The organism is Rhodosalinus sp. (assembly GCF_041685465.1).
Taxonomy (GTDB): Bacteria; Pseudomonadota; Alphaproteobacteria; order Rhodobacterales; family Rhodobacteraceae; genus Rhodosalinus.
Window position 1 is genome coordinate 1 of record NZ_JAWLFS010000009.1, and the last position, 24,729, is coordinate 24,729.

Annotated in this window: 32 protein-coding genes; all 32 read right to left on the minus strand. The window is 69.6% G+C overall.

What is annotated here, in order from left to right; genetic code table 11:
* A partial coding sequence (locus ACESL7_RS01275) for an MBL fold metallo-hydrolase (protein WP_372890643.1) occupies positions 1–702 on the minus strand: 702 nt, incomplete at its 3' end.
* Positions 699–1,484, minus strand: coding sequence for a type III pantothenate kinase (locus ACESL7_RS01280; protein ID WP_372890647.1), 786 nt, complete (start codon positions 1,482–1,484; stop codon positions 699–701). The genes ACESL7_RS01275 and ACESL7_RS01280, both read right to left, overlap by 4 nt.
* Positions 1,468–2,250 (minus strand): biotin--[acetyl-CoA-carboxylase] ligase, encoded by a 783-nt coding sequence (locus ACESL7_RS01285; RefSeq protein WP_372890649.1) that lies wholly within the window; start codon positions 2,248–2,250, stop codon positions 1,468–1,470. The genes ACESL7_RS01280 and ACESL7_RS01285 overlap by 17 nt, the downstream gene beginning before the upstream one ends.
* Complete coding sequence (gene nuoN, locus ACESL7_RS01290) at positions 2,240–3,682, minus strand: NADH-quinone oxidoreductase subunit NuoN (RefSeq protein WP_372890652.1); 1,443 nt, start codon at positions 3,680–3,682, stop codon at positions 2,240–2,242. The genes ACESL7_RS01285 and nuoN overlap by 11 nt, the downstream gene beginning before the upstream one ends.
* Positions 3,679–5,235: an NADH-quinone oxidoreductase subunit M gene (locus ACESL7_RS01295; RefSeq protein WP_372890654.1), complete on the minus strand. Its 1,557-nt coding sequence runs from the start codon at positions 5,233–5,235 to the stop codon at positions 3,679–3,681. The genes nuoN and ACESL7_RS01295 overlap by 4 nt, the downstream gene beginning before the upstream one ends.
* Positions 5,235–7,295, minus strand: a complete 2,061-nt coding sequence (gene nuoL / locus ACESL7_RS01300; protein WP_372890656.1) for an NADH-quinone oxidoreductase subunit L — start codon at positions 7,293–7,295, stop codon at positions 5,235–5,237. The genes ACESL7_RS01295 and nuoL overlap by 1 nt, the downstream gene beginning before the upstream one ends.
* A 1-nt stretch (position 7,296) precedes the next feature.
* Complete coding sequence (locus ACESL7_RS01305) at positions 7,297–7,419, minus strand: hypothetical protein (protein ID WP_372890659.1); 123 nt, start codon at positions 7,417–7,419, stop codon at positions 7,297–7,299.
* A gap of 4 nt (positions 7,420–7,423) precedes the next feature.
* Entirely contained in the window at positions 7,424–7,729 is a 306-nt protein-coding gene (gene nuoK / locus ACESL7_RS01310) for an NADH-quinone oxidoreductase subunit NuoK (protein WP_115980543.1), read from the minus strand.
* A gap of 43 nt (positions 7,730–7,772) precedes the next feature.
* Positions 7,773–8,375 carry an NADH-quinone oxidoreductase subunit J gene (locus ACESL7_RS01315; protein WP_372890662.1) on the minus strand — a complete coding sequence of 201 codons (603 nt, stop codon included), beginning with the start codon at positions 8,373–8,375 and terminating at the stop codon, positions 7,773–7,775.
* A gap of 2 nt (positions 8,376–8,377) precedes the next feature.
* The gene (locus tag ACESL7_RS01320) at positions 8,378–8,791 is read right to left on the minus strand and encodes a carboxymuconolactone decarboxylase family protein (RefSeq protein ID WP_372890665.1); all 414 of its coding nucleotides are present in this window, start codon (positions 8,789–8,791) and stop codon (positions 8,378–8,380) included.
* Between the two features lie 250 nt (positions 8,792–9,041).
* Positions 9,042–9,536: an NADH-quinone oxidoreductase subunit NuoI gene (nuoI, locus tag ACESL7_RS01325; RefSeq protein ID WP_372890668.1), complete on the minus strand. Its 495-nt coding sequence runs from the start codon at positions 9,534–9,536 to the stop codon at positions 9,042–9,044.
* Positions 9,533–9,721, minus strand: coding sequence for a hypothetical protein (locus ACESL7_RS01330; protein WP_372890670.1), 189 nt, complete (start codon positions 9,719–9,721; stop codon positions 9,533–9,535). The genes nuoI and ACESL7_RS01330 overlap by 4 nt, the downstream gene beginning before the upstream one ends.
* 1 nt (position 9,722) lies before the next feature.
* The gene (gene nuoH, locus ACESL7_RS01335; RefSeq protein ID WP_372890673.1) at positions 9,723–10,760 is read right to left on the minus strand and encodes an NADH-quinone oxidoreductase subunit NuoH; all 1,038 of its coding nucleotides are present in this window, start codon (positions 10,758–10,760) and stop codon (positions 9,723–9,725) included.
* Between the two features lie 7 nt (positions 10,761–10,767).
* On the minus strand, positions 10,768–11,178 hold the full coding sequence (locus tag ACESL7_RS01340) for a hypothetical protein (RefSeq protein ID WP_372890675.1): 411 nt from the start codon (positions 11,176–11,178) through the stop codon (positions 10,768–10,770).
* Positions 11,175–13,199 (minus strand): NADH-quinone oxidoreductase subunit NuoG, encoded by a 2,025-nt coding sequence (gene nuoG, locus ACESL7_RS01345; protein ID WP_372890677.1) that lies wholly within the window; start codon positions 13,197–13,199, stop codon positions 11,175–11,177. The genes ACESL7_RS01340 and nuoG overlap by 4 nt, the downstream gene beginning before the upstream one ends.
* Before the next feature lie 4 nt (positions 13,200–13,203).
* The gene (locus ACESL7_RS01350; RefSeq protein ID WP_372890680.1) at positions 13,204–13,626 is read right to left on the minus strand and encodes a DUF5333 domain-containing protein; all 423 of its coding nucleotides are present in this window, start codon (positions 13,624–13,626) and stop codon (positions 13,204–13,206) included.
* Positions 13,620–13,952, minus strand: coding sequence for a hypothetical protein (locus tag ACESL7_RS01355; protein WP_372890683.1), 333 nt, complete (start codon positions 13,950–13,952; stop codon positions 13,620–13,622). Before ACESL7_RS01355 ends, ACESL7_RS01350 begins: the two co-directional genes overlap by 7 nt.
* A complete protein-coding gene (locus ACESL7_RS01360; RefSeq protein WP_372890686.1) occupies positions 13,949–14,659 on the minus strand; it encodes a class I SAM-dependent methyltransferase in 711 nt (236 codons plus the stop codon). Before ACESL7_RS01360 ends, ACESL7_RS01355 begins: the two co-directional genes overlap by 4 nt.
* A gap of 19 nt (positions 14,660–14,678) precedes the next feature.
* Positions 14,679–15,974, minus strand: coding sequence for an NADH-quinone oxidoreductase subunit NuoF (nuoF, locus tag ACESL7_RS01365; protein WP_372890688.1), 1,296 nt, complete (start codon positions 15,972–15,974; stop codon positions 14,679–14,681).
* A 23-nt stretch (positions 15,975–15,997) separates the two neighbouring features.
* The gene (locus ACESL7_RS01370; protein ID WP_372890690.1) at positions 15,998–16,231 is read right to left on the minus strand and encodes a DUF5337 family protein; all 234 of its coding nucleotides are present in this window, start codon (positions 16,229–16,231) and stop codon (positions 15,998–16,000) included.
* A gap of 17 nt (positions 16,232–16,248) precedes the next feature.
* Entirely contained in the window at positions 16,249–16,944 is a 696-nt protein-coding gene (locus ACESL7_RS01375; RefSeq protein WP_372890692.1) for an NADH:ubiquinone oxidoreductase, read from the minus strand.
* Between the two features lie 26 nt (positions 16,945–16,970).
* Entirely contained in the window at positions 16,971–18,167 is a 1,197-nt protein-coding gene (locus ACESL7_RS01380) for an NADH-quinone oxidoreductase subunit E (RefSeq protein ID WP_372890694.1), read from the minus strand.
* A 28-nt stretch (positions 18,168–18,195) separates the two neighbouring features.
* On the minus strand, positions 18,196–18,483 hold the full coding sequence (locus tag ACESL7_RS01385; protein ID WP_372890696.1) for a hypothetical protein: 288 nt from the start codon (positions 18,481–18,483) through the stop codon (positions 18,196–18,198).
* The gene (locus ACESL7_RS01390) at positions 18,480–19,697 is read right to left on the minus strand and encodes an NADH-quinone oxidoreductase subunit D (RefSeq protein WP_372890713.1); all 1,218 of its coding nucleotides are present in this window, start codon (positions 19,695–19,697) and stop codon (positions 18,480–18,482) included. The genes ACESL7_RS01385 and ACESL7_RS01390 overlap by 4 nt, the downstream gene beginning before the upstream one ends.
* Positions 19,697–19,897 carry a hypothetical protein gene (locus tag ACESL7_RS01395; RefSeq protein WP_372890698.1) on the minus strand — a complete coding sequence of 67 codons (201 nt, stop codon included), beginning with the start codon at positions 19,895–19,897 and terminating at the stop codon, positions 19,697–19,699. The genes ACESL7_RS01390 and ACESL7_RS01395 overlap by 1 nt, the downstream gene beginning before the upstream one ends.
* Positions 19,894–20,520 carry an NADH-quinone oxidoreductase subunit C gene (locus tag ACESL7_RS01400; RefSeq protein ID WP_372890700.1) on the minus strand — a complete coding sequence of 209 codons (627 nt, stop codon included), beginning with the start codon at positions 20,518–20,520 and terminating at the stop codon, positions 19,894–19,896. Before ACESL7_RS01400 ends, ACESL7_RS01395 begins: the two co-directional genes overlap by 4 nt.
* A gap of 16 nt (positions 20,521–20,536) precedes the next feature.
* On the minus strand, positions 20,537–21,085 hold the full coding sequence (locus ACESL7_RS01405; protein ID WP_372890702.1) for a NuoB/complex I 20 kDa subunit family protein: 549 nt from the start codon (positions 21,083–21,085) through the stop codon (positions 20,537–20,539).
* Complete coding sequence (locus tag ACESL7_RS01410; protein ID WP_372890704.1) at positions 21,076–21,441, minus strand: NADH-quinone oxidoreductase subunit A; 366 nt, start codon at positions 21,439–21,441, stop codon at positions 21,076–21,078. Before ACESL7_RS01410 ends, ACESL7_RS01405 begins: the two co-directional genes overlap by 10 nt.
* 196 nt (positions 21,442–21,637) lie before the next feature.
* Complete coding sequence (locus ACESL7_RS01415; protein ID WP_372890706.1) at positions 21,638–22,024, minus strand: hypothetical protein; 387 nt, start codon at positions 22,022–22,024, stop codon at positions 21,638–21,640.
* Positions 22,021–22,815: a crotonase/enoyl-CoA hydratase family protein gene (locus ACESL7_RS01420; protein WP_372890708.1), complete on the minus strand. Its 795-nt coding sequence runs from the start codon at positions 22,813–22,815 to the stop codon at positions 22,021–22,023. The genes ACESL7_RS01415 and ACESL7_RS01420 overlap by 4 nt, the downstream gene beginning before the upstream one ends.
* A 58-nt stretch (positions 22,816–22,873) precedes the next feature.
* A complete protein-coding gene (locus ACESL7_RS01425; protein WP_372890710.1) occupies positions 22,874–23,728 on the minus strand; it encodes a hydroxymethylglutaryl-CoA lyase in 855 nt (284 codons plus the stop codon).
* A partial coding sequence (locus ACESL7_RS01430; protein WP_372890712.1) for a biotin/lipoyl-containing protein occupies positions 23,721–24,729 on the minus strand: 1,009 nt, incomplete at its 5' end. The genes ACESL7_RS01425 and ACESL7_RS01430, both read right to left, overlap by 8 nt.

The following is a 24,729-nucleotide window of genomic DNA, read 5'->3' on the forward strand; positions in this document are numbered from 1 at the left end:
GAAGGTCGTCGCCACCACCATGCCGCTCGATCCCGCGACGAGCGACTCGAGATCGGAGGAGAGCGAGGCCTCCGACCGGCCCGGCCGTTCGACGAAAACATTCGTGGAATCGCAGATCAGCGCCTGCACCCCCGGCTTCGCCGCCTCTTCCCATGCGCCGGGGTCGAAGGGTTCGCCCACCACGGGCGTGACGTCGATCTTGAAGTCCGCCGTGTGCACGATCCGGCCCGCGGGCGTGTCGATGACCATGCCGGCGCTTTCCGGGATCGAGTGCGAGACCGGCAGGAAGCCCACCCGGAACGGCCCGGCCTCGACCATTTCGGGCATCGGCTCTGCGATGGAGACGCGCGCCGGGTCCTGCCCGTGCTCCTCCATCTTGAGCCGGGCGAGATGGCCGGTGAAGGCACGCGCGTAGACCTGCGGCGCCCCGAGGCGGGCGTGCAGATGGCCGAGGGCGCCGACGTGGTCCTCGTGCCCATGGGTGATGAAGACGGCCTCCAGCCGCTCGCGGTTCGCCTCGAGCCACCCGATATCGGGAAAGATCAGGTCCACGCCGGGCGAGCTGTCCATGTCGGGAAAGGTCACGCCGAGATCGACGAGGATCAGCCTTTCCCTGCCCTTCGGGCCGTAGCCGAAGACATAGGCGTTCATCCCGACCTCGCCGGCGCCGCCGAGCGGCAGGTAGATCAGACGGTCGTTCATCGTGCCCGAGCCTCCTCTTTCTTGTTGTGCGCATGGATCACGGTCAGCCCGTGCATCGTCAGGTCGTCGTCGAAGTGATCGAAAAGCGTCTCCGCCTGCTGGAAGAGCGGCGCGAGCCCGCCGGTCGCCACGACTTTCATGGCGCGGTCGCGCTCGCCCCGGATGCGGTCGCAGATCTCGCGGATGAGGCCGATGTAGCCCCAGAAGATCCCCGACTGCATGCAGGCGACGGTATTGGTGCCCACCACGCGCTGCGGGCGGGAAATATCGACATGCGGCAGCGCGGCGGCGGCATCGTGCAGCGCCGCGAGCGAGAGGTTGACCCCCGGCGCGATCACGCCACCCACGTAGGCGCCGTCGACGTCCACCACGTCGAAGGTGGTGGCGGTGCCGAAGTCCACCACGATCAGGTCGCCGCCGTAACGGTCGTGCCCGGCGACCGTGTTCACCAGCCGGTCCGGCCCCACCTGTGTGCCCGGATCGACGCGCACGTCCACCGGCAGCGAACAGTCCTCCCGCCCCACGACGAGCGGGCGCGTGTGAAAGTAGCGGTCGGCGAGGACGCGCAGGTTGAACACCACCCGCGGCACGGTGGAGGAGACGACGACATCCGTGATGTCGCGCTCGATCTTCTGGAAGGCCTTCAGCGTCGAGAGCCAGACGTAATACTCGTCCGCCGTGCGCTGCGGCTGCGTCGCCATGCGCCAGGTCGCCACGAAATGGTCCTCGTCCCAGATCGAGAAGACGGTGTTCGTGTTGCCGCAATCAACCGCGAGCAGCATGCGCCTCTCCCCCGGCAAGGAATATCTCGGCCGCGGCGATGGCCTGCCGGCCTGCGGGCGTGGCGAGGATCAGCCGCCCATGGTCGTCCAGCGTCTCGAAGCGGCCCGTCACCTCATGCGTGCCCATGCGTGCGGTCACGGTTTCGCCCAGCCGCGCCGCGCGATCGAGCCAGGCGGTGCGGATCGGCGCGAAGCCGTAGGTCGCAAAGCTCCGCGACCGCGCGTCGAAGGCGCGGGCGAGCGGCGTTAGAAACGCGTCCGGCGGCATTTCGGCGCCGAGCCCTTCGGCAAGCGAAACGGGCGCCACCGCCCCCGGTTCCAGCGTCGCGGGCTCCGGCGCGTGGCGCAGGTTGACGCCGATCCCGATGGCGAGATGCGCGGGCGCCACCGTCTCGAGCAGGATGCCGGCGAGCTTGCGGCCGTGCAGCAGCACGTCGTTCGGCCACTTGAGCGCAAAGGCCTCCGGCCGGCCCGTGACATCGGCGCAGGCGTCGAAGAGCGCGAGCGCGGCGACGAAGGACATGAGTGCCGCACGCTCCGGCTCCGGCGCCGGCATAAGCAGCGTCGCGGCAAGGTTGCCCGGCGGATCGGCCCAGGCCCGGCCGCGCCGCCCGCGCCCCGCGGTCTGCCGGCGCGCCATGATCCAGAGCGGACCGGGCGCATCGCCTGCGCGGGCGGCGGCCTCGGCCATGGTGGAGGGCGCTTCGTCGAGGATCGCGCGCCCTACCCCTGCGGGCCAGCCCGCGGGCGCGGCGCTAGCGGACAAGCGCCGTCGCGGCGGCGGCCGCCGCGCCCTCGATCCCGAAGAGATTGACGACGCCGACCAGCATCACCACCGCCGCGGCCATGAGCGCGCCCCAGAGGACGACGCCGCCCCCGGCCTCGACCGGCTCGGCCTGCTCCTCGCCGAAATACATGAAGTAGACGATGCGCAGGTAATAGTAGGCGCCGATCACGCTCGCCAGCACGCCGCCGACGGCGAGCCAGATCAGCCCGCCCTCGTAGGCCGCGCGCAGCACGTAGAGCTTGGCGAAGAAGCCGAGGAAGGGCGGCACGCCCGCGAGGCTGAAGAGGAGCACCAGCATCGCCATGGCGCGGCCCGGCTGATGACGCGCATACATCCGGAGCGCCGCGATCTCGACCACCGGTGCCCCGCCGCGCTCCATCGAGAGGATGAAGGCGAAGGTGCCGATGCTCATCGCCACGTAGATCGCGAGGTAAACGAGCATCGCCTGCACGCCGAAGGCCGTCCCCGCCGCGAGCCCCATGAGCGCGTAGCCCATGTGCGCGATCGAGGAATAGGCCATCAGCCGCTTGATGTTCGTCTGCCCGATCGCCGCGATGGAGCCGACGAACATCGACAGAAGCGCGAGAACGGCGACCACCTGCTGCCAGTCGGCGACCACGCCGCCGAAGGCGTCGTGCAGCACGCGCGCGAAAAGCGCCATGGCCGCGATCTTGGGCGCGGTGGAGAGGAACGCGGTGACCGGGGTCGGCGCGCCCTCGTAGACATCCGGTGTCCACATGTGGAAGGGCACCGCCGAGACCTTGAAGGCGAGGCCGGAGGCCACCAGCACGAGCCCGATCAGCAGCCCGATCTCGGCCCGCCCGTCGCCCGCCGCGGCGAAGATGCCGGTGAAGAGGGTCGTCCCCGCGTAGCCGTAGACGAGCGAGGCGCCGTAGAGCAGCAGCCCCGAGGAGAGCGCACCGAGGATGAAGTACTTGAGCCCCGCCTCGGTCGATTTCGCGCTGTCGCGCCGGAAGGCCGCGAGCACGTAAAGCGCGAGCGACTGCAGCTCCAGCCCGAGGTAGAGCGACATCAGATCGCCGGCGGAGACCATGACCATCATGCCCACGACCGACAGGGCGACGAGCAGCGGATACTCGAACCGGAGAAGCCCCCGACGCTGCATGTAGTCCTGACTGATGGCAAGGACGGCGGCCGCCGACAGGAGGAGCGCCGCCTTGGTGAAGCGCGAGAAGCCGTCGACGACCACGAGACCGCCGAAGGCCTCCTCCGCGCCGGGGCCGCGCGTGGCGATCCACGCGGCGAGCGCCACGAAGACCGCCGCGGTGGCCCAGGTGATCTGCGGCGCAAGCGCGTCCTCGGTCGTGTAGACCGCGCCGAGCAGCGCCGCGATGGCATAGAGGGCGAGCACGATTTCCGGCGCGAGAAGGGCGAGGTCCTGAGCGGTCATTGCGCGGCCTCCTCTGCCGCTGCCACCATGCTGGCGGCGTCGTGCTGCGCGAGCGCGGTATCGTAGCCCTCGACGAGCGCGGCGACCGACGGCCCGATGATGTCGGTCACGAGCGCCGGATAGACGCCGAGCAGCAGCGTCATCACGACGAAGGGCGCGAAGATCGCCTTTTCCCGGCGGTCCATGTCGGTGATCGACTTGAGGCTCGCCTTGATCAGGTCGCCGAGCACCACCCGGCGGTAGAGCCAGAGCGCGTAGGCCGCCGAGAGGATCACGCCCGTCGCCGCGACCGCGGTGACCCAGGTGTTGACCTGGAAGGCGCCCATCATGGTCAGGAACTCGCCGACGAAGCCGCTCGTCCCCGGCAGCCCGACGTTCGCCATGGTGAAGAGCATGAAGACCGCGGCATAGGCCGGCATGCGGTTCACGAGGCCGCCGTAGGCCTCGATCTCGCGGGTGTGCATCCGGTCGTAGATCACGCCCACGCAGAGGAAGAGCGCGCCGGAGATGAAGCCGTGGCTGATCATCTGGAAGATCGCGCCGTCGAGCCCCTGCTGGTTCGCCGCGAAGATACCCATGGTCACGAAGCCCATGTGCGCGACCGAGGAATAGGCGATCAGCTTCTTCATGTCCTCCTGCGCGAGCGCGACGAGGCTCGTGTAGACCACGGCGATCGCGCTGAGCCAGAGGATCAGCGGCGCGATCACGTCGGCGCCCACCGGGAACATCGGCAGGCTGAAGCGCAGGAAGCCGTAGCCCCCCATCTTCAGCAGGATCGCGGCGAGCACCACCGAACCGGCGGTCGGCGCCTGAACGTGCGCGTCCGGCAGCCAGGTGTGCACCGGCCACATCGGCATCTTGACCGCGAAGGAGGCGAAGAAGGCGAGGAACATCAGCGTCTGCGCGCCACCGACGATCCGGAGCCCCCAGAGGTCGAGCGTCTCGGAGGCGAACTGATGGCGCAGGAGCGCCGCGATGTCGGTCGTGCCGGCGTCGACATACATCGCCACCATCGCCACCAGCATCAGCACCGAGCCGAGGAAGGTGTAGAGGAAGAACTTGAAGGCGGCGTAGATCCGTTCCTTCCCGCCCCAGATCCCGATGATCAGGAACATCGGGATCAGCCCCGCCTCGAAGAAGAGGTAGAAGAGCACCAGGTCGAGCGCCACGAAAACGCCGATCATCAGCGTCTCGAGCACGAGGAAGGCGATCATGTATTCCTTCACCCGCTCCGTGACGTGCCAGGAGGCGGCGATCGTCAGCGGCATGATGAAGGTCGTGAGCAGCACGAAGAGCACGCTGATCCCGTCCACGCCCACCTTGTAGGAGAGGCCGAAGATCCATTCCGCCTCTTCCACCATCTGGAAGCCGGTGTCGGACGGGTCGAACTGAAACAGGATGAAGAGCGAGACGAGGAAGGTCGCCGTGGTCGCGATCAGCGCGAGCCAGCGCGCGTTGCTCCTCGCCGCCGCGTCGTCGCCGCGCAGGAAGACGCCGAGGATCAGCGCCGCGATCGCCGGCGTGAAGGTGACGATGGAAATCAGGTTGTCCATCAGCGCGCCCCCCCGGTGAGCGTCACCCAGGTGATCAGCGCGACGATCCCCACCACCATCCAGAAGACGTAGGAAAAGATGTACCCCGTCTGCGCCCGCCCCGCGAGCCGCGTGAGCCAGGGGATCGCGCCCATGGAGACGCCGTTGATGGTCCCGTCGATCACGTCGCCGTCACCCCGCTTCCAGAGCGTGCGGGCCACGCCGCGCGCGGGCCGGACGAAGACGGCGTCGTAGAGCTCGTCGAAATACCACTTGTTCAGCAGGAAGAGGTAGAGGGGCCGCTGGCTCTCGGCGAGGCGCTTCGGGATCGACGGATCGCGGATGTAGAAGAGCCAGGCGAGGCCGAGCCCGATGAGCATGGCGAAGAAGGGACTCACCTTCACCCATTTCGGCACCGCGTGCGCGTCGGCAATCACCGTGTTCCCGGGCGCCATGTAGAGCGCGCCCTCCCCCGGCTCGCCCGCGAAGACGTAGCCGTAGGCATCCTCCCCGGCCTCGGCCTCCGCCTCGGCGTAGGGCATGGCGAAGAACTTCGCCACGCTGTCGGTGTGCCCGAAGAAGGCGTTGTACCAGACCATGCCGGCGAGCACCGAGCCCACGGCGAGCACGCCGAGCGGCACGGTCATCACCGCCGGGCTCTCGTGCGCATGGGCATGCGTCTGCTTGTCGCCGCGCGGCTTGCCCCAGAAGGTCAGGAACATGAGCCGCCAGGAATAGAAGCTCGTCAGGAGCGCCGCGATCACCAGGAGCCAGAAGGGCACGCCGCCCGCGCCGGCATAGGCGCTCTCGATCACCGCGTCCTTGCTCAGGAACCCGGCGAAGCCGATGGGTATGCCGCCCAGCGTGAAGAGCACCGCGGGAATGCCGACGCCCGTGATCGCCAGCGTGCCGATCAGCATGGCCCAGAAGGTGTAGGGAAACTTCGCCCGCAGGCCGCCATAGTTCCGCATGTCCTGCTCGTGATGCATCCCGTGGATGACAGAGCCCGCACCGAGGAAGAGCATCGCCTTGAAGAAGGCATGCGTCAGCAGGTGATACATCGCCACCGGGTAGGCGCCCACGCCCGCGGCGACGAACATGTAGCCCAACTGCGAGCAGGTGGAATAGGCGATCACGCGCTTGATGTCGGTCTGCACGAGGCCGACGGTCGCCGCGAAGAAGGCCGTCGCCGCGCCCAGCCAGGTGACGAAGGTCATGGCGTTGGGCGCGAACTCCATCACCGGCGACATCCGGCAGACGAGGAAGACGCCGGCCGTGACCATCGTCGCGGCATGGATGAGCGCCGAGACCGGCGTCGGCCCCTCCATCGCGTCCGGCAGCCATGTGTGAAGCAGAAGCTGCGCCGACTTCCCCATCGCCCCGATGAAGAGCAGGAATGCCACCAGCTCCGCCGCGTTCCAGCTCCCCCAGAGGAAGCTGATCTGCGTCTCGGCGATGGTCGGCGCGGCGGCGAAGACGTCCTCGAAGCGCACGGAATCCACGAGGAAGAAGATCGCGAAGATCCCGAGCGCGAAGCCGAAATCGCCCACCCGGTTGACCACGAAGGCCTTGATCGCGGCGGCATTGGCCGAGGGCTTGCGGTAATAGAACCCGATCAGCAGGTAGGAGGCGAGGCCCACGCCCTCCCAGCCGAAGAAGAGCTGCACGAGGTTGTCGGCCGTCACCAGCATCAGCATGGCGAAGGTGAAGAGCGAGAGATAGGCGAAGAAGCGCGCCTTGTAGGCCTCGCCCTCGCGGAAATTCTCGTCATGCGCCATGTAGCCGAAGGAATAGAGATGCACGAGCGCCGAGACGGTCGTCACCACGATCAGCATCACCGCCGTCAGCCGGTCGAGCCGGATCGCCCAGTCGGTCGCGAGCGTGCCGCTCTCGATCCAGCGCAGGATCTGGATGGTCTCGGTGGTGCCGTCGAAACTCAGGAACACGATCCACGACAGGAGCGCCGAGAAGACCAGGAGCCCGGTCGCCACCCACATGGCCGCCGTCTCCCCGATCGCCCGCCAGCCGAACCCGGCGATCAGGGCGCCGACGAGCGGCGCGAACAGAAGCAGCGTCTCCATCTCAGTCGGTCTCCTCGCTGTCGCCGCGGCGCGGGCGCCGCAGATCGCGCATCGCGAAATACGCCACGCCGCCGCCCCCGGCGAGAAGGGCGATCACCATGCCGATCCAGTCGAGTCCGTCCATCGGCTCAGCCCTTCATCATGTTGACGTCTTCCACCGCGATCGTGCCGCGGTTGCGGAAGAAGACGACGAGGATGGCGAGCCCGATCGCCGCCTCCGCCGCCGCGACGGTCAGCACGAAGAGCGTGAAGATCTGTCCCACCAGATCGCCGTGATACCAGGAGAAGGCGACGAGGTTGATGTTCACCGAGAGCAGGATGATCTCGACCGACATCAGGAGGATGATGACGTTCTTCCGGTTGAGGAAGAGCCCGAAGATGCCGATGACGAAGAGCGCCGCCGCCACCGTGAGATAATGTTCCAGTCCGATCATTCCGTCCCTCCGGGCCGTTGCCCCCGCCCTCGTGCCCGCGGGTTCAAAGCCCCTGCCCCGGCTTCACGTCCTTGAGTTCCATGGCCTTCCCAGGGTCGCGGTACATCTGCGCCAGCACGTTCTGCCGCTTGACGTCCGCGCGATGGCGCAGCGTCAGCAGGATCGCACCCACCATCGCCACCAGAAGGATCAGGCCCGAGAGCTGGAACAGCAGGAAGTAGCGATCGTAAAGCACCATGCCGAGCGCCTCGGTGTTGTGCCGGTCCGCCGGGATCGGCTGCGCGCGCTGCGCCTCGGCGACCTCGGCCCCCTGCCAGCCGCCGAGCGCGAGGCCCAGCTGCATCAGCAGCACCACCCCGATCAGCAGGGCGAGCGGCATGTAGCGCGCCATCCCCGCCTTGAGCTTCGCGAAATCGACGTCGAGCATCATCACGACGAAAAGGAAAAGCACCGCGACCGCACCCACGTAAACGATGATCATCAGCATCGCCACGAACTCCGCGCCCATCAGAACGAAGAGCCCCGCCGCCGACAGGAACGAGAGGATCAGCCAGAGCACCGAATAGACCGGGTTGCGCGAGATCACCGTGAAAAGCCCGCCGGCCACGCAGCCGAGCGCGAAGAGATAGAAGGCGAAGGCGGCCATGGTCAATTCTCCTCGTCTCCCTCGGCCGTCGGCGCCTCGAGCGCCTCCTGCGCGAGATGCATCGCCCGCGTCATCGCCGGCAACCCGGCGAAGACCGACATCATGCCGATCGCTTCGACGATCTCCTGGCGCGTCGCCCCCGCCTCGACGAGGTGGCGCACCGTCATCCGGATCTGCGCATCGGCCTGCGCCCCCTGCATCGTGAGCCCGGCCAAAGTCAAGAGGAGCCGCGTCCTGGCGTCGAGCCCCTCCCTGTTCCAGGCGTTGCCGAAGGCCAACTCCATCCACTCGCGCGGCATGGTCGGCCACATCGCCTCCAGCGCGCGGGGATTGAAGGGCTCGAACGAGGGATTCACCGTGCGCGCCATCTCCTGCCAGCGCGCCATCATCTCCTCGAGAGGGGTCCGATCGCTCACGCCGCGCCCTCCCCGAACGTAACCCTGCGGCGCGCGCGTGCCGCGCGCACATTCTCTGGCACTTCGTGCGGGCGAGGGGCGCTGCCCCTCGCGCTCCCCGGAGTATTTACACCAAGATGATGGGCGACCCGAGCCGACCCCATCATCTTGGCCGAAATACTCCGGGGGTGAATTGGCCGAAGGCCAAGAGGGGGCAGCGCCCCCTCCCGCGGCCGCGGTACGCGCGGCATGGTCCGGGCGGCGCGCCGGCTCATCGATAGGGGGCGTCCAGTTCGAGGTTGCGGGCGATCTCCGCCTCCCACCGCTCGCCGTTCTCGAGGAGCTTTTCCTTGTCGTAGTAGAGTTCCTCGCGCGTCTCGGTCGCGAATTCGAAATTCGGGCCCTCGACGATGGCGTCGACCGGGCAGGCCTCCTGGCAGAAGCCGCAGTAGATGCACTTCGTCATGTCGATGTCGTAGCGCGTGGTGCGGCGCGAGCCGTCGGCGCGCGGTTCGGCGTCGATGGTGATCGCCTGCGCGGGACAGATCGCCTCGCAGAGCTTGCAGGCGATGCAGCGCTCCTCGCCGTTGGGGTAGCGGCGCAGCGCGTGCTCGCCGCGGAACCGTGGCGAGAGCGGGCCCTTCTCGTGCGGGTAGTTCACCGTCGCCTTCGGCGCGAAGAAGTAGCGCAGGCCCAGCTTCATCCCCTGCAGGAAATCGGTGAGAAGGAAGTATTTCGCGGCGCGGCCGTAGTCGATCTGCGTCATTTGCCGTCTCCGTCGATGTCGTCGGCGGCCCAGCGGAAGATCGCCGCGGCGATCGCCTGTGCGCGGGGGCCGGCCATCTGGTTGTCCCGCTCCGGGCTCTGGTCGGCAGCCTCGGCCGCGGTGGCGGCGAGCTCCATCATGTCGATGTAGCGGGCGTCGAGGATCGCGGTCTTGAGTTCCTGCATGTCAGCCTCCCACGGACCAGCGGGCATAGATGCCCCAGAACCATTCGAACTTTGCGGCGAAGGCCACGAAGACGACCCAGATCAGGCTCATCGGCAGGAAGACCTTCCAGCCGAGGCGCATGAGCTGGTCGTAGCGGTAGCGCGGCGTCACCGCCTTCACCATGGCGAAGAGGAAGAAGAAGAAGAGCATCTTCGCCAGCATCCAGAGCGCGCCGTCCGGCAGCCCGGGGATGGGCGAGAGCCAGCCGCCGAAGAACAGGAGGCTCATCAGCGCGCACATCAGGAAGACGGCGATGTATTCGCCGGCCATGAAGAGCAGGAAGGGCGTCGAGGAGTACTCCACCTGGTAGCCGGCGACGAGTTCCGATTCCGCCTCCGGCAGGTCGAAGGGCGGGCGGTTCGTCTCGGCGAGCGCGGAGATGAAGAAGAGCGCCACCATCGGCAGATGCGGCAGCCAGTACCAGCCGAAGAAATGCGCCGCGCTGTCCTGTGCGCCCACGATGGCGCCGAAGTTCATCGAGCCGGTCGAGAGGATCACGCCGATGATGACGAGGCCGATGGAGACCTCGTAGGAGATCATCTGCGCCGCCGAGCGCAGGCTCCCGAGGAAGGGATACTTCGAGTTCGAGGCCCAGCCGCCCATGATGACGCCGTAGACCTCGAGCGAGGACATGGCGAAGACGTAGAGGATCGCCACGTTGATGTCGGCGAGCACCCAGCTGTCGTTGAACGGAATCACCGCCCAGGCCAGCACGGCGAGCACGAAGCTCGTCATCGGCGCCATGATGAAGACCGGCCGGTCCGCGCCGGCGGGCACGACGACCTCCTTCAGGACGTATTTCAGCGCGTCGGCCACCGTCTGCAGCAGCCCGAAGGCGCCCACGACGTTCGGCCCCCGCCGCATCTGCACCGCCGCCCAGACCTTGCGGTCGGCGTAGACGAGGAACAGCAGCGAGATCATCACGAAGCCGAGGACCGAAAGGCACTGTGCCAATACGATCAGGAAGGTGCCGAGAGGCGTGGCGAAGAAAGCGTCCATCAGGTCCTCATACCGTCGGAATGCCGCGGTCGTCGCAGGCGCCGGCCACCGTCGCCGCGTCGAGCGGGTGGACGCCGCGCGGCAGGGCCGCCGAGATGGTGTAAACCGCATCTGCGGTCGTGGTGCCACCCTCCCGGTCCAGATTCGTGCGCACGTGGCGCGCGAACCCGTAGCCGCGGATCAGCGCGTAGCGGGCCGCGGCGCAGTCCGTGTAGGCACGCAGCGCGTCGGCCGGGGCCTTGCCCGCCATGGCGACCCGGAAGGTCACCAGATCATCGTCCAGAAGCCGCGTCTCCACGCCCAGATACTCCTCTGCCGGTCGCGCGGGCGCCGGATCGACCGGCGCGTCGCCTGCTGTGTCGGCGCAGCCCGCCGCGAGCGCCGCGACGAGCGCGAGCGCCCCGCCCTGCGCCCTCATTGCGCGGCGATGCGCTCCGCCGCGCGCGCCTGCGCCCGGGCCGAGAGATCGGCCATCACCTCGCTCGCCCGCGCGATGGGGTTGGTGAGGTAGAAGTCGCCCAGGGCCAGGCCGAAGGGCGCCTCGGACACCTCGCCCGGCGCCAGAGGCGTCCAGTCGTTCTCCGGCACGCGGTCCACCCTGGCCAGCCACGGCGCCTCGGCCACCAGTTTCTGGCGCAGCTGCGCGAGGCTGTCGTAGGGCAGCTGCGCGCCGGCCTCGGCCGAAACGGCGCGCAGGATCGCCCAGTTCTCCTTGGCGTCTCCCGGCGGGAAGCCCGCGCGCAGCGCGAGCTGCGGGCGGCCTTCGGTGTTGACGAAGAGCGCCTGCTCCTCCGTCCAGGCGGCGCCGGGCAGGATCAGGTCGGCGCGGTGCGCGCCGCGGTCGCCGTGGCTGCCCTGATAGATGACGAAGGGGCCCTCGGGGATGTCGGTCTCGTCCACGCCGAGCGCCCAGATCACATCCGATGTCAGGGCCGCCTCCAGACCGCCCTCGCAGGTCGCGCCCGCATCCATCGCCCCGACGCGGCCGGCGGCGGTGTGCAGGACGAGAAGGCCCGCCTCCATCCGCTCGGCGAGGCGCATGGCGCTCGCGAGCACCGCCTCGCCGTCCGGCCGCCGTAGCGCCGCCTGCCCCACGATGACGAGGCCCGGCCCCTCCGCCGTCTTCGGAAGCTCGGCCTTGCCGTCGGCCAAGCGCGCGAGATCGGCGCCGCCGCGGCCCGCGTGATGCACGTCGAATGTCAGATCCACCGGCTCGCCGATCAGGCTCACCTCGCCGCCGGCGAGCCACGCCTTGCGCAGGCGCGCGTTCAGGACCGGCGCCTCGTTGCGGGGATCGGTGCCGACGAGCACGATGTTGCGCGCGGCATCGATATCCTCGATCGCGGCGGTCCCGACGTAGGCCGAGCGGTTGCCGGCGGGCAGCTTCGCGCCGTCCACCCGGCACTCCGCCACGCCGCCGAGGCTTTCCATCAGCTGGCGCAGCGCGAAGGCCGCCTCTGTGTTGGCGAGATCACCGACGAGGCCCGCCGGGCGTTCCGCCGTGCGGAGCTTTTCGCCCGCGAGCTTCAGCGCCTCGCCCCAGGTGGCGGCGCGCAGCTTGCCGTTCTCGCGGATGTAGGGCCGGTCGAGGCGTTGGCGGCGCAGCCCGTCCCAGACGAAGCGCGTCTTGTCCGAGATCCACTCCTCGTTCACGCCGTCGTGGTTGCGGGGCAGCATGCGCATCACCTCGCGCCCCTTGGTGTCCACGCGGATGCTGGAGCAGAGCGCGTCCATCACGTCGATCGACTCGGTCTTGGTCAGCTCCCAGGGCCGCGCGGTGAAGGCGTAGGGTTTGGAGACCAGCGCGCCCACCGGGCAGAGGTCGATGATGTTGCCCTGCAGGTTCGAATCGAGCGTCTGGCCGAGGTAGCTGGTGATCTCGGCGTCCTCGCCCCGCCCCGTCTGGCCGAGCTCGGGCATCCCCGCCACCTCGGTGATGAAGCGCACGCAGCGCGTGCAGGAGATGCAGCGCGTCATGTGCGTCTCGACCAGCGGGCCGAGGTCCAGATCCTCGACCGCGCGCTTCGGCTCGCGGTAGCGGGAGAAATCCACCCCGTAGGCCATCGCCTGATCCTGCAGGTCGCATTCGCCGCCCTGGTCGCAGATCGGGCAGTCGAGCGGGTGGTTGATGAGCAGGAACTCCATCACCCCCTCGCGCGCCTTTTTCACCATCGGCGAGTTCGTCCGCACCTGCGGCGGCTGGCCCTCCGGCCCCGGACGCAGGTCGCGCACCTGCATCGCGCAGGAGGCGGCGGGCTTCGGCGGGCCGCCCACCACCTCGACGAGGCACATCCGGCAGTTGCCGGCGATCGACAGGCGCTCGTGGTAACAGAAGCGCGGGATCTCGATGCCGGCCTCCTCGCAGGCCTGGATCAGGGTCATGGCCGGATCGACCTCGATCTCCCGGCCGTCGATGACGATCTTGCGCAGTTCGGTCATGATCTCACTTCTCTCTGAGGAGCGCGCCCACGGCGCTGCCCCGTGCGATCTCGTCCCGCCCGAAGGCGCAGAGCTCGGCGGTCACGGACGGGTCGTAGCCACGCTGGCGGACGTAGGCCTCGCCCAGCCGTCGCATCCGCGCCTTCTCGGCCTCGCTCTCCACATAATCTTCGATCTCGGCATCTGAATAGCCGAGGGCTTCGGCCCGACCCCGGAGCGCGTTCAGCCGGCCGTAGGCGCGCAGCCAGCGCGGCGCGATGGCGTCGCAGGTCCGGCGTACCTCGTCGGCGATCGCGATGGCGAGCAGCGCGCCGTCGATCTCCTGCACCTCGCGGAGCGGCGGACGCTCGGAGGCGACGACCGCCGCCCCCACCCCCGGCGGAGCCAGAAGCGCCGCGGCGCAGAGGAGGCCGCGCAGACTCACCACGGGTCGCACGTCCCGGCGAGCGTCACCGCGTCGCCCTCCACCGGCAGCGCCGCCGGGTCGCTGTCCGGGCCGATATCCCAGACGATGTCCGAGGTGCCGAAATTCTCGATGCAGTAGCGCTTGCCCTCGTGCTCGGCGGCGAGCACCGCACCGGCGGGCCCGGCCCCTACCGGCCGGGCGGTCGCGGTGAAGCTCTCGCGCGGGTCACCGGCGGTTGAGGTGGCGCGGTAGACCTCGCCCTCAAAGGCGATCTCGGTTCGCCCGCCGCCGCAGGCCGCGAGGGCCAGCGCGCAGCCGAGCGCGGCGATCTGCAGGACTGGCTTCATGCGCCCACCCTCGAATGCGTCGGCCGATGCACCGGCCCCTTCTCGAACACCGCCATGGAGTCGTGGACATGCAGGCCCGACACCGCCGCGCCGAGGCCCGCGCGGCGCTCGCCGTGGGGGTGATACCAGTGATGCATGTCGTCGGCCAGCTCCGCGAGATACCGGAAGAAATTACCGGACGTGCCGTACCCGCCGCCGTATTTCGGCCAGTAGGCGGTGTGCAGGTCCTCGACGACATAGACACCGTCCGCGGCAAGGCGCGGGAAGAGATGCTCGAAACTTGCCCGGATGTGCTCCATCCTGTGGCTGCCGTCGTCGAGCACCACGTCGAGCCCCCCCATCTCGTCCACCACGGCGTCGAGGAACGCCGGATCGGCCTGCGACCCGATGCGCACCGCGCCCGCGTCGCCGTCGAAGCGCGCACAGTGCGGGCGAACGTCGATGCCGAAGATCACGGCCGCCTCCCCGAGCCAGCGGCGCCACATCCGCAGGCTCCCGCCCTTGGCGACGCCGATCTCGAGAAAGCGCACCGGCGTGCCGCAGAAGCGGCCGAGATACCGGTCGTAGAGGGGAATGTAATGGTGCCACTTGTGCACCACCGGCCCGTCGTTGCCGGCGTAGATCGCCGCCAGCTCGCCGTCGTAGCCGTATTTCCCGCGGATATCGGCGGCGACATCGCCCCCCTCCTCGAAGCGGTACTTCTTCATCGGCGCCCCCGGCCCGCGCTCACTCCGCCGCCACGGCGCTGACGCGGCCCGACTTCTGCGCCTTGATGCGATCCTCGATCTCGTCGCGGAAGTGCCGGATCAGGCCCTGGATCGGCCAGGCCGCGGCGTCGCCGAGGGCGCAGATGGTGTGCCCCTCGACCTGCTTGGTCACGTCGAGCAGCATGTCGACCTCCTCGACCTCGGCCTCGCCGGTCACGAGCCGCTCCATCACGCGCATCATCCAGCCCGCGCCCTCGCGGCAGGGGGTGCACTGGCCGCAGCTTTCGTGCTTGTAGAACTTCGACAGCCGCCAGATCGCCTTGATGATGTCGGTCGACTGATCCATCACGATCACCGCCGCGGTGCCGAGGCCCGAGCGGTTCTCGCGCAGCCAGTCGAAATCCATGATGCCCTCGCGCATCACGGAGCCGGGCAGCAGCGGCACCGACGAGCCGCCGGGGATCACCGCCTTGAGGTTCGACCAGCCGCCGCGCACGCCGCCGCAGTGGCGCTCGATCAGCTCCTCGAAGGGGATCGACATCTCCTCCTCGACGACGCAGGGGTGGTTCACATGCCCCGAAACGGCGAAGACCTTGGTGCCGGTGTTGTTCGCCCGACCGAAGCCCGAGAACCAGTCGGCGCCGCGGCGCAGGACCGTGGGCACCACGGCGATGCTCTCGACGTTGTTCACCGTCGTCGGGCAGCCGTAGAGCCCCGCGCCCGCCGGGAACGGCGGCTTCATGCGCGGCATGCCCTTCTTGCCCTCGAGGCTTTCGAGGAGCGCCGTCTCCTCGCCGCAGATGTAGGCGCCCGCGCCGTGATGCAGGTAGAGGTCGAAGTCCCAGCCCGACCCGGCCGCGTTCCGCCCCAGCAGCCCCGCGTCGTAGCATTCGTCGATCGCGGCCTGCAGAACCTCGCGTTCGCGGATGTATTCGCCGCGAATGTAGATGTAGCAGGCATGCGCCCCCATCGCGAAGGAGGCGATCAGGCAGCCCTCGATCAGCGTGTGCGGATCGTGGCGCATGATCTCGCGGTCCTTGCAGGTGCCGGGCTCGGACTCGTCGGCGTTCACCACCAGGTAGGCGGGCCGCCCGTCCGACTCCTTGGGCATGAAGGACCACTTGAGCCCGGTGGGGAAGCCCGCGCCGCCCCGGCCGCGCAGGCCCGACTTCTTCACTTCCTCGACGATCCCCTCGCGGCCGCGCGCGATGATTTCGGCGGTGCCGTCCCAGTGCCCGCGCGCCTTGGCGCCCGCGAGCGAGCGGTCGTGCATCCCGTAGAGATTGGTGAAGATACGGTCTTCGTCCTTGAGCATTCCCGTTCCTTTCCGCGCCGGCCTCAGCCGTTCCGCCGGCGCCAGAGCCCGATGGCCGCGATGAACGCCCAGAGAAAGGCGCCCATCGTTGCAAGATAGATCAGCATCTCCGCCCGCACAGGGAGGCCGACCGTTCCGGCGAGCCACGGCGCGAGGAGCGCCGCGAGACCCGCAACCGCGATCACCACGGCGATCACGCGGCCCTGTCGCGCGATGGCGCGGCGGCACTCCTCGTCCGGCGTCCGGTCCTGCGGCATCCGCCCTCCGTCGCGGGTCAGCCGCGCTCGCCCGAGGCGAGCGCCCTGGCCTGCGCCACCCAGTCGTCGCGCGTCACCCGGCCCTTGAACCCCTCGAGATTGGCGTCGACCCAGGCGACCTCCTCCGCGCTCCAGCCGGCGATCTGGTCGAAGTGATAGACACCCATGCGGTTGAGAAGCTGTTCGAGCTTCGGGCCGACCCCCTTGATCTGCTTCAGGTCATCCGCGCCGCCCGCGCGCGGTGCGTCGCGCAGGGCCGGCTTGGTGCCCGCGCCGTCATCCTCCGTCGCTTCCGTCTCGGTTTCCGTCTCGCGCGCCGCGGGCGCGGGCGCGGCCGGGGCCTCCGCGCGCGCCTCGGACGCCGCCGCGGCGGGCTTCGGGGCGGGCGCTGGCGCCGGAACGTCGCGCTGCGGTGCCGGGGCCGGCGCCGGCGGCTCCTCTTCCAGCCCCAACTCGCGCTTGCGCTGCGGCGAGAGCTTCTCGATTCCCGTCAACTCGCCCAGCGACTGGCCCTCCCAGGGCATGGCGACGGTACCGCAGAGCTTGCGCTGCAGAAACAACCCGAACCATCCCGCAAAGGCGATCCCGAGGATCAGGGACACGATGAACCACAAGCCCTCCTGCACGCCGATGATCAGCACGCCGAGGCCGGAGACGCCCCCGAACCCCCAACAAACCATCGTGCAGGTCGTGTCGTTATCCGTCTGCGCCATCTCTCGTCCCCCTCAGGTGATGCCGGTTACGTGTTCTGATCGACATCGCCCGTTTTAGCACGACCGGCCTGCCTCGTCTCTCCCCCCTCGGCGAGAAGACGCGCCTGCTCCACCCAGGCGTCGCGGGCGACGCGTCCTTCGGCATCCTCGAGGTGGTAGTCGATCCATGCGATCTCCTCGGCGCCCCAGCCGGCGATCTGATCGAAATGGTGGATGCCGAGCGCCGCGAGCCCTTCGGCGAGCGCGGCGTCGATCCCCTCGATCCGCTGCAGATCGTCCGCCACGCCGCCGCGCGGCGCCTCCAGCCGTGCGGGCGGCGTGCCGGGCGCGACGGCGGCCGGCTCCACATCAGGCTCCGCCGGCCCCTCGGGCGCCGGAGCCGGGTCGCCGGTCGCGGGCTTGCCGCGGCCCTGTACCGGCGCCTCGCGCTTGTCGATGCCGGTGCCGTCCGCCGGATGTCCGGCAGCCAGCACCGGCCCCTCAGGGTCCGGCTCGGCGTCTCCCGGCTCCCGCGAGATATCCCGCCACGGGGTGCGGAGCCCCTCCTCGCTGCCGTCGATGCGCTTGACGGTATCGCCCGCCTCGAGCGCGCGCGCCACGGCGGCGTTCTGCGGCGGACGTCCCTCCGCATGCGCGGCCAGCGTCGTGAGCCCGCCCGCGGGTTCGGAGGCGTAGCGGCCCGTCTGCGACCCGGGCGTCGGCACCTCGCCCGCGGCGAAGGCGTCGAGGATCTCGTTCAGACGCTCGGCGGTGAGGTCCTCGTAATAGTCCTTGCCGATCTGCGCCATCGGCGCGTTCGCGCAGGCGCCGAGGCACTCGACCTCCTCCCAGGAGAACCTGCCGTCCGCGCTGAGTTGATGCGGCTCCCTCGCGATCTTCTCCTTGCAGACGGCCATCAGGTCCTCGGCCCCGCAGATCATGCAGGAGGTCGTGCCGCAGACCTGCACATGCGCGACCGAGCCCACCGGCGCGAGCTGGAACATGAAGTAGAAGGTCGCCACTTCCAGTGCCCGGATATGCGCGAGGCCGAGCATCTCGGCGACGTATTCGATCGCGGGCCGGGTGAGCCAGCCCTCCTGCTCCTGCGCGCGCCAGAGGAGCGGGATGATCGCGCTCGCCTGCCGGCCCTCGGGATACTTGGACATCTGCGCCTTCGCCCATTCGAGATTCTCGGGCGTGAAGGCGAAGCTCTCGGGCTGCTCGTGATGGAGGCGTCGAAGCATGCCTGTTCCTTCGTGTGATCCGCGCCGCTCAGGCGTCCGGGGCGCAGGGGCCGGCGGTCAGACGCACGCCGTCTTCGGGCGTGCGCACCGCGCGCTCCTGCGCGACGCGATAGCGCGAGATATCCATGATCTGCTGCCGGCTGAGCCCGGTCTGGAGCTCGACCGGCTCATAATCCGAGCCGGACTTCAGCGTGCAGCCGACGCTCGCCACCGCGGCGTCATAGGCCGCGCGATCCGCCTCGGTCGTGCCCTCCGGGGGCAGCGTGCAGGCGGCCGCGAGCGGCAGCACGGCAAGGGCCGCGGCAGCGCGCCTCATCGGTCGATCTCTCCGAAGACGACGTCGAGCGTGCCGATGATCGCCGCCACGTCGGCGAGCTGATGGCCGCGGGTGATATGCTCCATCCCCTGCAGGTGCAGGAAGCCCGGCGCGCGCAGCTTCGCGCGGTAGGGCCGGTTGGTGCCGTCGGCCACGAGGTAGACGCCGAACTCGCCCTTGGGCGCCTCGACCGCGGCGTAGACCTCGCCCTCGGGGACATGAAAGCCCTCGGTGTAGAGCTTGAAGTGGTGAATCAGCGCCTCCATCGAGGTCTTCATCTCGGCGCGCTCGGGCGGCGAGATCTTGCCGCGCGCCATGACCTCGCCCGGTCCCTCCTCGCGCAGCTTGGCGATCGCCTGCTGGATGATCTTCACGCTCTCGCGCATCTCCTGCATCCGCACGAGGTAGCGGTCGTAGCAGTCGCCGTTCCTGCCCACCGGGATCTGGAACTCGAACTCGTCGTAGCACTCGTAGGGCTGCGCGCGCCGCAGGTCCCAGGCAAGGCCCGAGCCGCGGACCATCGGCCCCGAGAAGCCCCAGTCGAGGATGTCCTGCTCGGTCACCACAGCGATGTCGACGTTGCGCTGCTTGAAGATGCGGTTCTCGGTCAGCAGCCCGTCGATATCGTCGAGCACGGCGGGGAAGGCCGCCGCCCATTCCTCGATATCGTCGAGAAGCTGGGGCGGCAGGTCCTGATGAACGCCGCCGGGGCGGAAATAGGCCGCGTGCAGCCGCGCCCCGCAGGCGCGCTCGTAGAAGACCATCAGCTTCTCGCGCTCCTCGAAGCCCCAGAGCGGGGGCGTGAGCGCGCCGACATCCATCGCCTGCGTCGTGACGTTGAGAAGGTGGTTCAGCACGCGGCCGATCTCGCAGAAGAGCACGCGGATGAGCTGTCCGCGGCGCGGCACCTCGACGCCGGTGAGCTTCTCGATGGCGAGGCACCAGGCATGCTCCTGGTTCATCGGCGCGACGTAATCGAGCCGGTCGAAATACGGCAGGTTCTGCAGGTAGGTGCGGCTCTCCATCAGCTTCTCGGTGCCGCGGTGCAGAAGCCCGATATGCGGGTCCACCCGCTCGACGACCTCCCCGTCGAGCTCGAGAACGAGACGCAGGACGCCATGCGCCGCAGGGTGTTGCGGCCCGAAGTTGATGTTGAAGTTGCGGATCTGCTGTTCGCCGGTCTCGACGTCGTCGAACCCCTTGGTGCCGTCCATCATGCGCGGCCTCCGTCATCCTTGAACGCCATGATCCACAGGAGCACCAGCGCCCCGAGCGGGATAATCGCGACCAGCGACACCCACGCCGGGATGCCGAAGCGGGGCAGCAGCTTCCAGAAGGGGATCACCACCAGCGCGCCGATGACGACGAGCCAGATCAGACCGCCGCCGCCCATACCGTATCCACCGCCCATCATTGTGCGCCCTCCTCGGACTTTTCGTCGCCCGGCAGGACGTAGTGCGCCCCTTCCCACGGCGACATGAAATCGAACTGGCGGTACTCCTGCACGAGGCTCACCGGCTCGTAGACCACGCGCTTGGCCGTCTCGTCGTAGCGCACTTCGGTGTAGCCCGTGGTCGGAAAGTCCTTGCGCAGCGGGTGCCCGCGAAATCCGTAGTCCGTCAGGATGCGGCGCAGGTCGGGATGGCCCGAAAACAGGATGCCGAACATGTCGAAGACCTCGCGCTCGAACCAGCCGGCCGACGGATGCACCGGCGTGATCGAGGGCAGAAGCTCATCCTCGTCCACCGGCGCGCGCAGGCGGATGCGATGGTTCTGATACATCGAGAGCAGGTGATAGACCACGTCGAAGCGCTTGGGCCGCTCGGGCCAGTCCACCGCGGTGATGTCCACGAGGGTGGAGAACCCGCAACTCGAGTCCCGTTTCAGGAACTCCACGAGCCCCGCCACGCGCGCCGGCGCGACGCTCACGACGAGCTCGCCGCGCTCCACCCTCCATGACAGCACGCAGTCCGGGCGCCGGCTCTCGATATGCGCGCCGAGCTCCTCGAGCGCGGCGGTCTGGGCCTCTGCGGTCATCGGCTCCTCCGGGGTTTCAGCGCGTGATGGTGCCCGTGCGGCGGATCTTGCGCTGCAGCTGCATCACGCCGTAAAGCAGCGCCTCCGCCGTCGGCGGGCAGCCGGGCACGTAGATGTCCACCGGCACGATGCGGTCGCAGCCGCGCACCACCGAATAGCTGTAGTGATAGTATCCCCCGCCGTTGGCGCAGGAGCCCATCGAGATCACGTAGCGCGGCTCCGGCATCTGGTCGTAGACCTTGCGCAGCGCCGGCGCCATCTTGTTCGTCAGCGTGCCGGCCACGATCATCACGTCCGACTGCCGGGGCGAGGCGCGCGGCGCCACGCCGAAGCGCTCGGCGTCGTAGCGCGGCATCGAGGTATGCATCATCTCGACCGCGCAGCAGGCGAGGCCGAAGGTCATCCAGTGCAGCGAGCCGGTGCGCGCCCAGTTGATGAGGTCCTCGGTCGTCGTGACGAGAAAGCCCTTGTCCTGCAGCTCGCGGTTGAGCGTCTGCGTCGCGTGGTCCGTGTCGGGGCCTGCGGCCTCGACCGCGCCGGTCTCGGTGTTCGGCGTCACTGCCATTCCATGGCCCCCTTCTTCCATTCGTAGGCGAAACCCGCGGTCAGCACGGCGATGAAGGCCATCATCGACCAGAAGGCCGCCATCGAGATTTCCGAGAACGCCACCGCCCACGGAAAGAGGAAGGCGATTTCCAGATCGAAGATGATGAACAGGATGGAGACGAGATAGAAGCGCACGTCGAACTTCATCCGCGCGTCGTCGAAGGCGTTGAAGCCGCACTCGTAGGCCGAGACCTTCTCGGGGTCCGGATTGCGCACGGCGAGCACGACCGCCGCGAGGATCAGGATCAGCCCGAGCCCGATCGCCACCGCCAGAAGCAGAAGGATCGGCGCGTATTCCCTGAGCAGGTCGTCCATGAGACGGCTCCTTTCCGGCCTTCGGTGCGCCCGCCGCGCCGGGCCGCGGTGCACCTGAGATACGCTCGCCCCCCGGTCCGGTCAACAGACGCCGCGGCGCGGCATGCCGCGAAGGGCCGGGAAGGACGCGCGGCGCTCGCTGTATGCGGCCGCATGCCGGCAGCGTCAAGCCACCCGTCGGGATCCGCGCGTCGCGTCAGCCCTGCGCCTGCGTCACACCCATGACGTAGCCCGCACACCCCACCATGACCAGTGTCACCGGCCCCCGCACCGCGCGCTCGTCACGCGACCGCGAGACCCGCGCGAGGCCTGCCTCGGCAAGGGTCAGCCCGAGCGCGGCCCAGCCCGTCCAGCGCGGCCAGCCGAGCCCGGGAAACCCGGCCGCGGAGAGGATCGCGAGCGCCTGAAAGACGAGCACCGGGACCGTCGCGGCCGCGAGCAGGCGCGCGCGCAGCGGCAGGGCGCCGGGGTACCGTCCGCCCTGCGTCCACGACCCGAGCGGCACCCCCGCGACCACCGCGATCTCGAAGAAGACGCCGGCAAGGCACCCCAGCGCGTAGAGATGCGCGATCTGCGCGGTCACCCCTCCGGGGCCCAGGCGGGCTTGCGCTTCTCGAAGAAGGCGGCGGTGCCCTCGTCGGCCTCCGCCGTCTCCCAGCGGTCGGCGAGCGCCTCGATCGTCGTGCGGATCATCGCCGCGTCGGGCGGGGTGGAGACGTCGCGGATCAGCGCCTTGGCCGCGGCCACCGCCCCCGGCGCGCAGGCGAGATAGGGCGCGACCTCCCGCTCCACCGCCGCGTCGAGCTCCTCCTCCGGCACCACCCGGGCGAGAAGGCCCAGCCGCTCGGCCTCCTCCGCGCCGAAGACCCGCGCCGACATGAAGACGCGGCGCGCCTTCGCCGCCCCCATGCGCGCGACGACATACGGCCCGATGGTCGCCGGGATGATCCCGAGGCGCGTCTCCGTGAGCCCCATCTTCACCCCCTCGGCGCCGATCGCCACGTCGCAGACCGAGGCGAGGCCGACGCCGCCGCCGAAGGCGTTGCCATGCAGCCGCCCGATCAGCGGCTTGGGCATCCGGTCGAGCGCCAGCAGCATCTCGGCGAGCTTCGTGGCCTCCTTGATGCGCGTCGCGCGGTCGGCCGCCATCTGCTCGCGCATCCAGCCAAGATCGCCGCCGGCGCAGAAGCTCCGGCCCTCGCCCGCGAGCACCACCGCCCGAACCCCCGCGTCCTCGCCGAGGGCGTGCGCCGCCTCCGTCAACTCCGCGATCATGCGCGCGGACATGGCATTGTGCTTTTCCGCCCGCGCGAGGGTGAGCGTCGCCACCCCCCGCGCGTCGGTCCCGATCCGGATCGTCTCGACGTCGTTCATCCCGCGCCCCCAAAATTCTTGCAAGAATTTTGGGCAAGGCGTTTGCAAACGCCTTGCCTCATCCCGCCCGCATCGCGCGGGCCATCGCCGCGGCCTCGTCGAGCACGGCCATGTCGAGCCCCGTCTCGTAACCGAGCGCGGCGAGCCGCGCGGCCACCCGCTCGGTCGCCACGTTGCCGGCCGCCCCCGGCGCGAAGGGGCAGCCACCGAGCCCGCCCGCCGCCGCGTCGAAGACGCGGAGCCCCCTGTCGAGCGCCGCCTCGATATTCTCCAGCGCACGCCCGGCGGTGTCGTGGAAATGCCCGGCGAGCCGCGCCGGCGGCACCACGCCGGCCACCGCCTCCAGCATCGCGACCACCCCCTCCGGCGTGCCCTGCCCGATCGTGTCGCCGAGGCTGATCTCGTAGCAGCCCATGGCATGGAGCGCGCCGGCCACCCGCGCCACCGCCTCGGGCGCCACCGGCCCGTCGTAGGGGCAGTCCGTCACGCAGGAGACGTAGCCGCGCACCGGCAGCCCCGCCCCCCGCGCCGCCTCCACGACGGGGCGGAACCGCGCGAGGCTCTCGGCCACGGTCGCGTTGATGTTGGCCCGCGAGAAGCCCTCCGAGGCGGAGGCGAAGACCGCGATCTCGTCGGCCCGCGCCGCGACCGCGCGCTCGAAGCCGGTCATGTTCGGCGTGAGCGCCGCGTAGGAGACCCCCGGCGCGCGGCGGATGCCGGCCAGCACGGCGCCCGAATCCGCCATCTGCGGCACCCGCTTCGGGCTGACGAAGCTCGCCACCTCGATGCGACGGAAGCCCGCCCGGCTCAGGCAGTCCACGAAGGCGATCTTCGCCTCGGTCGGGATCTCCGCCGTCTCGTTCTGCAGCCCATCGCGCGGGCCCACCTCGAAGACCTCGGCGCGCTCAGCCATTCTCGGCGTCCTCCAACCGGAGGAGCGCCGCACCCGCCTCGACCTGCCCGCCGGGCACGGCGAGGACCTCGGCCACCACCCCGTCGCGCCAGGCGGTCAGCGCATGCTCCATCTTCATCGCCTCCAGCACGGCGAGGCGCTGGCCGGCCTCCACCCTCTCCCCCGCCGCGACGAGCACCTCGCGCAGCAGCCCCGGCATCGGCGCCTCGATCACGTCCGTGCCATGCGCCGCCGCGCCGCGCTCCAGCGGGTCGGCAATGGCGAGAACATGGCCCTGACCATCGAAGACGGTGACGCGCCCCTCGTCCAGATGCGCACCCGCGGCCGGGCGCCCGTCGAACCGCCAGTGCCCGTCGCGCCGCTCGGCGCGGATCTCCCGCCCGTCGAGCTCCAGCACATGCGCCTCCGGTCCCTCGGCGCGGATCTGCACCTCGACCTCGGTCTCGCCGTGACGGAGCGCGACGCGCCGGCGAAGCGGCGCCCAGAGGGTGAAGCCCGTCTCCGGCGCCCGTGCCTCGAGGAGCCCCGCGCAGGCGAGCGCCGCCTCGGCCACCGTCTCGGGCGCGGGGCTCTCCTCCCGCACCAGCGCGCCGCGGTCCCGGTCGATGAGCCCCGTGTCCACGTCGCCCGCCGCGAAGCCCGCGTGCCGCGCGAGCGCGCCGAGAAAGGCGAGGTTCGTCACCGTCCCGGCCACCTGCGTCGCGTCCAGCGCGCGGCGCAGCTTCCTCAGCGCGATGTCGCGGGTGGGACCATGCACCACGAGCTTCGCGATCATCGGGTCGTAATGCGGCGTGATCGCGTCGCCCGCGCGCACGCCGGTGTCCGCGCGCGCACCGTCGGGAAACGCCAGATGCGACAGCCGCCCCGTGGCGGGCAGGAAGCCCTTGGCCACGTCCTCGGCGTAGAGCCGCGCCTCGAAGGCATGACCGGAGAGCGTCAACTCCTCCTGCCGTACCGGCAGCGGCTCGCCCGCCGCCACGCGGAACTGCCATTCCACCAGA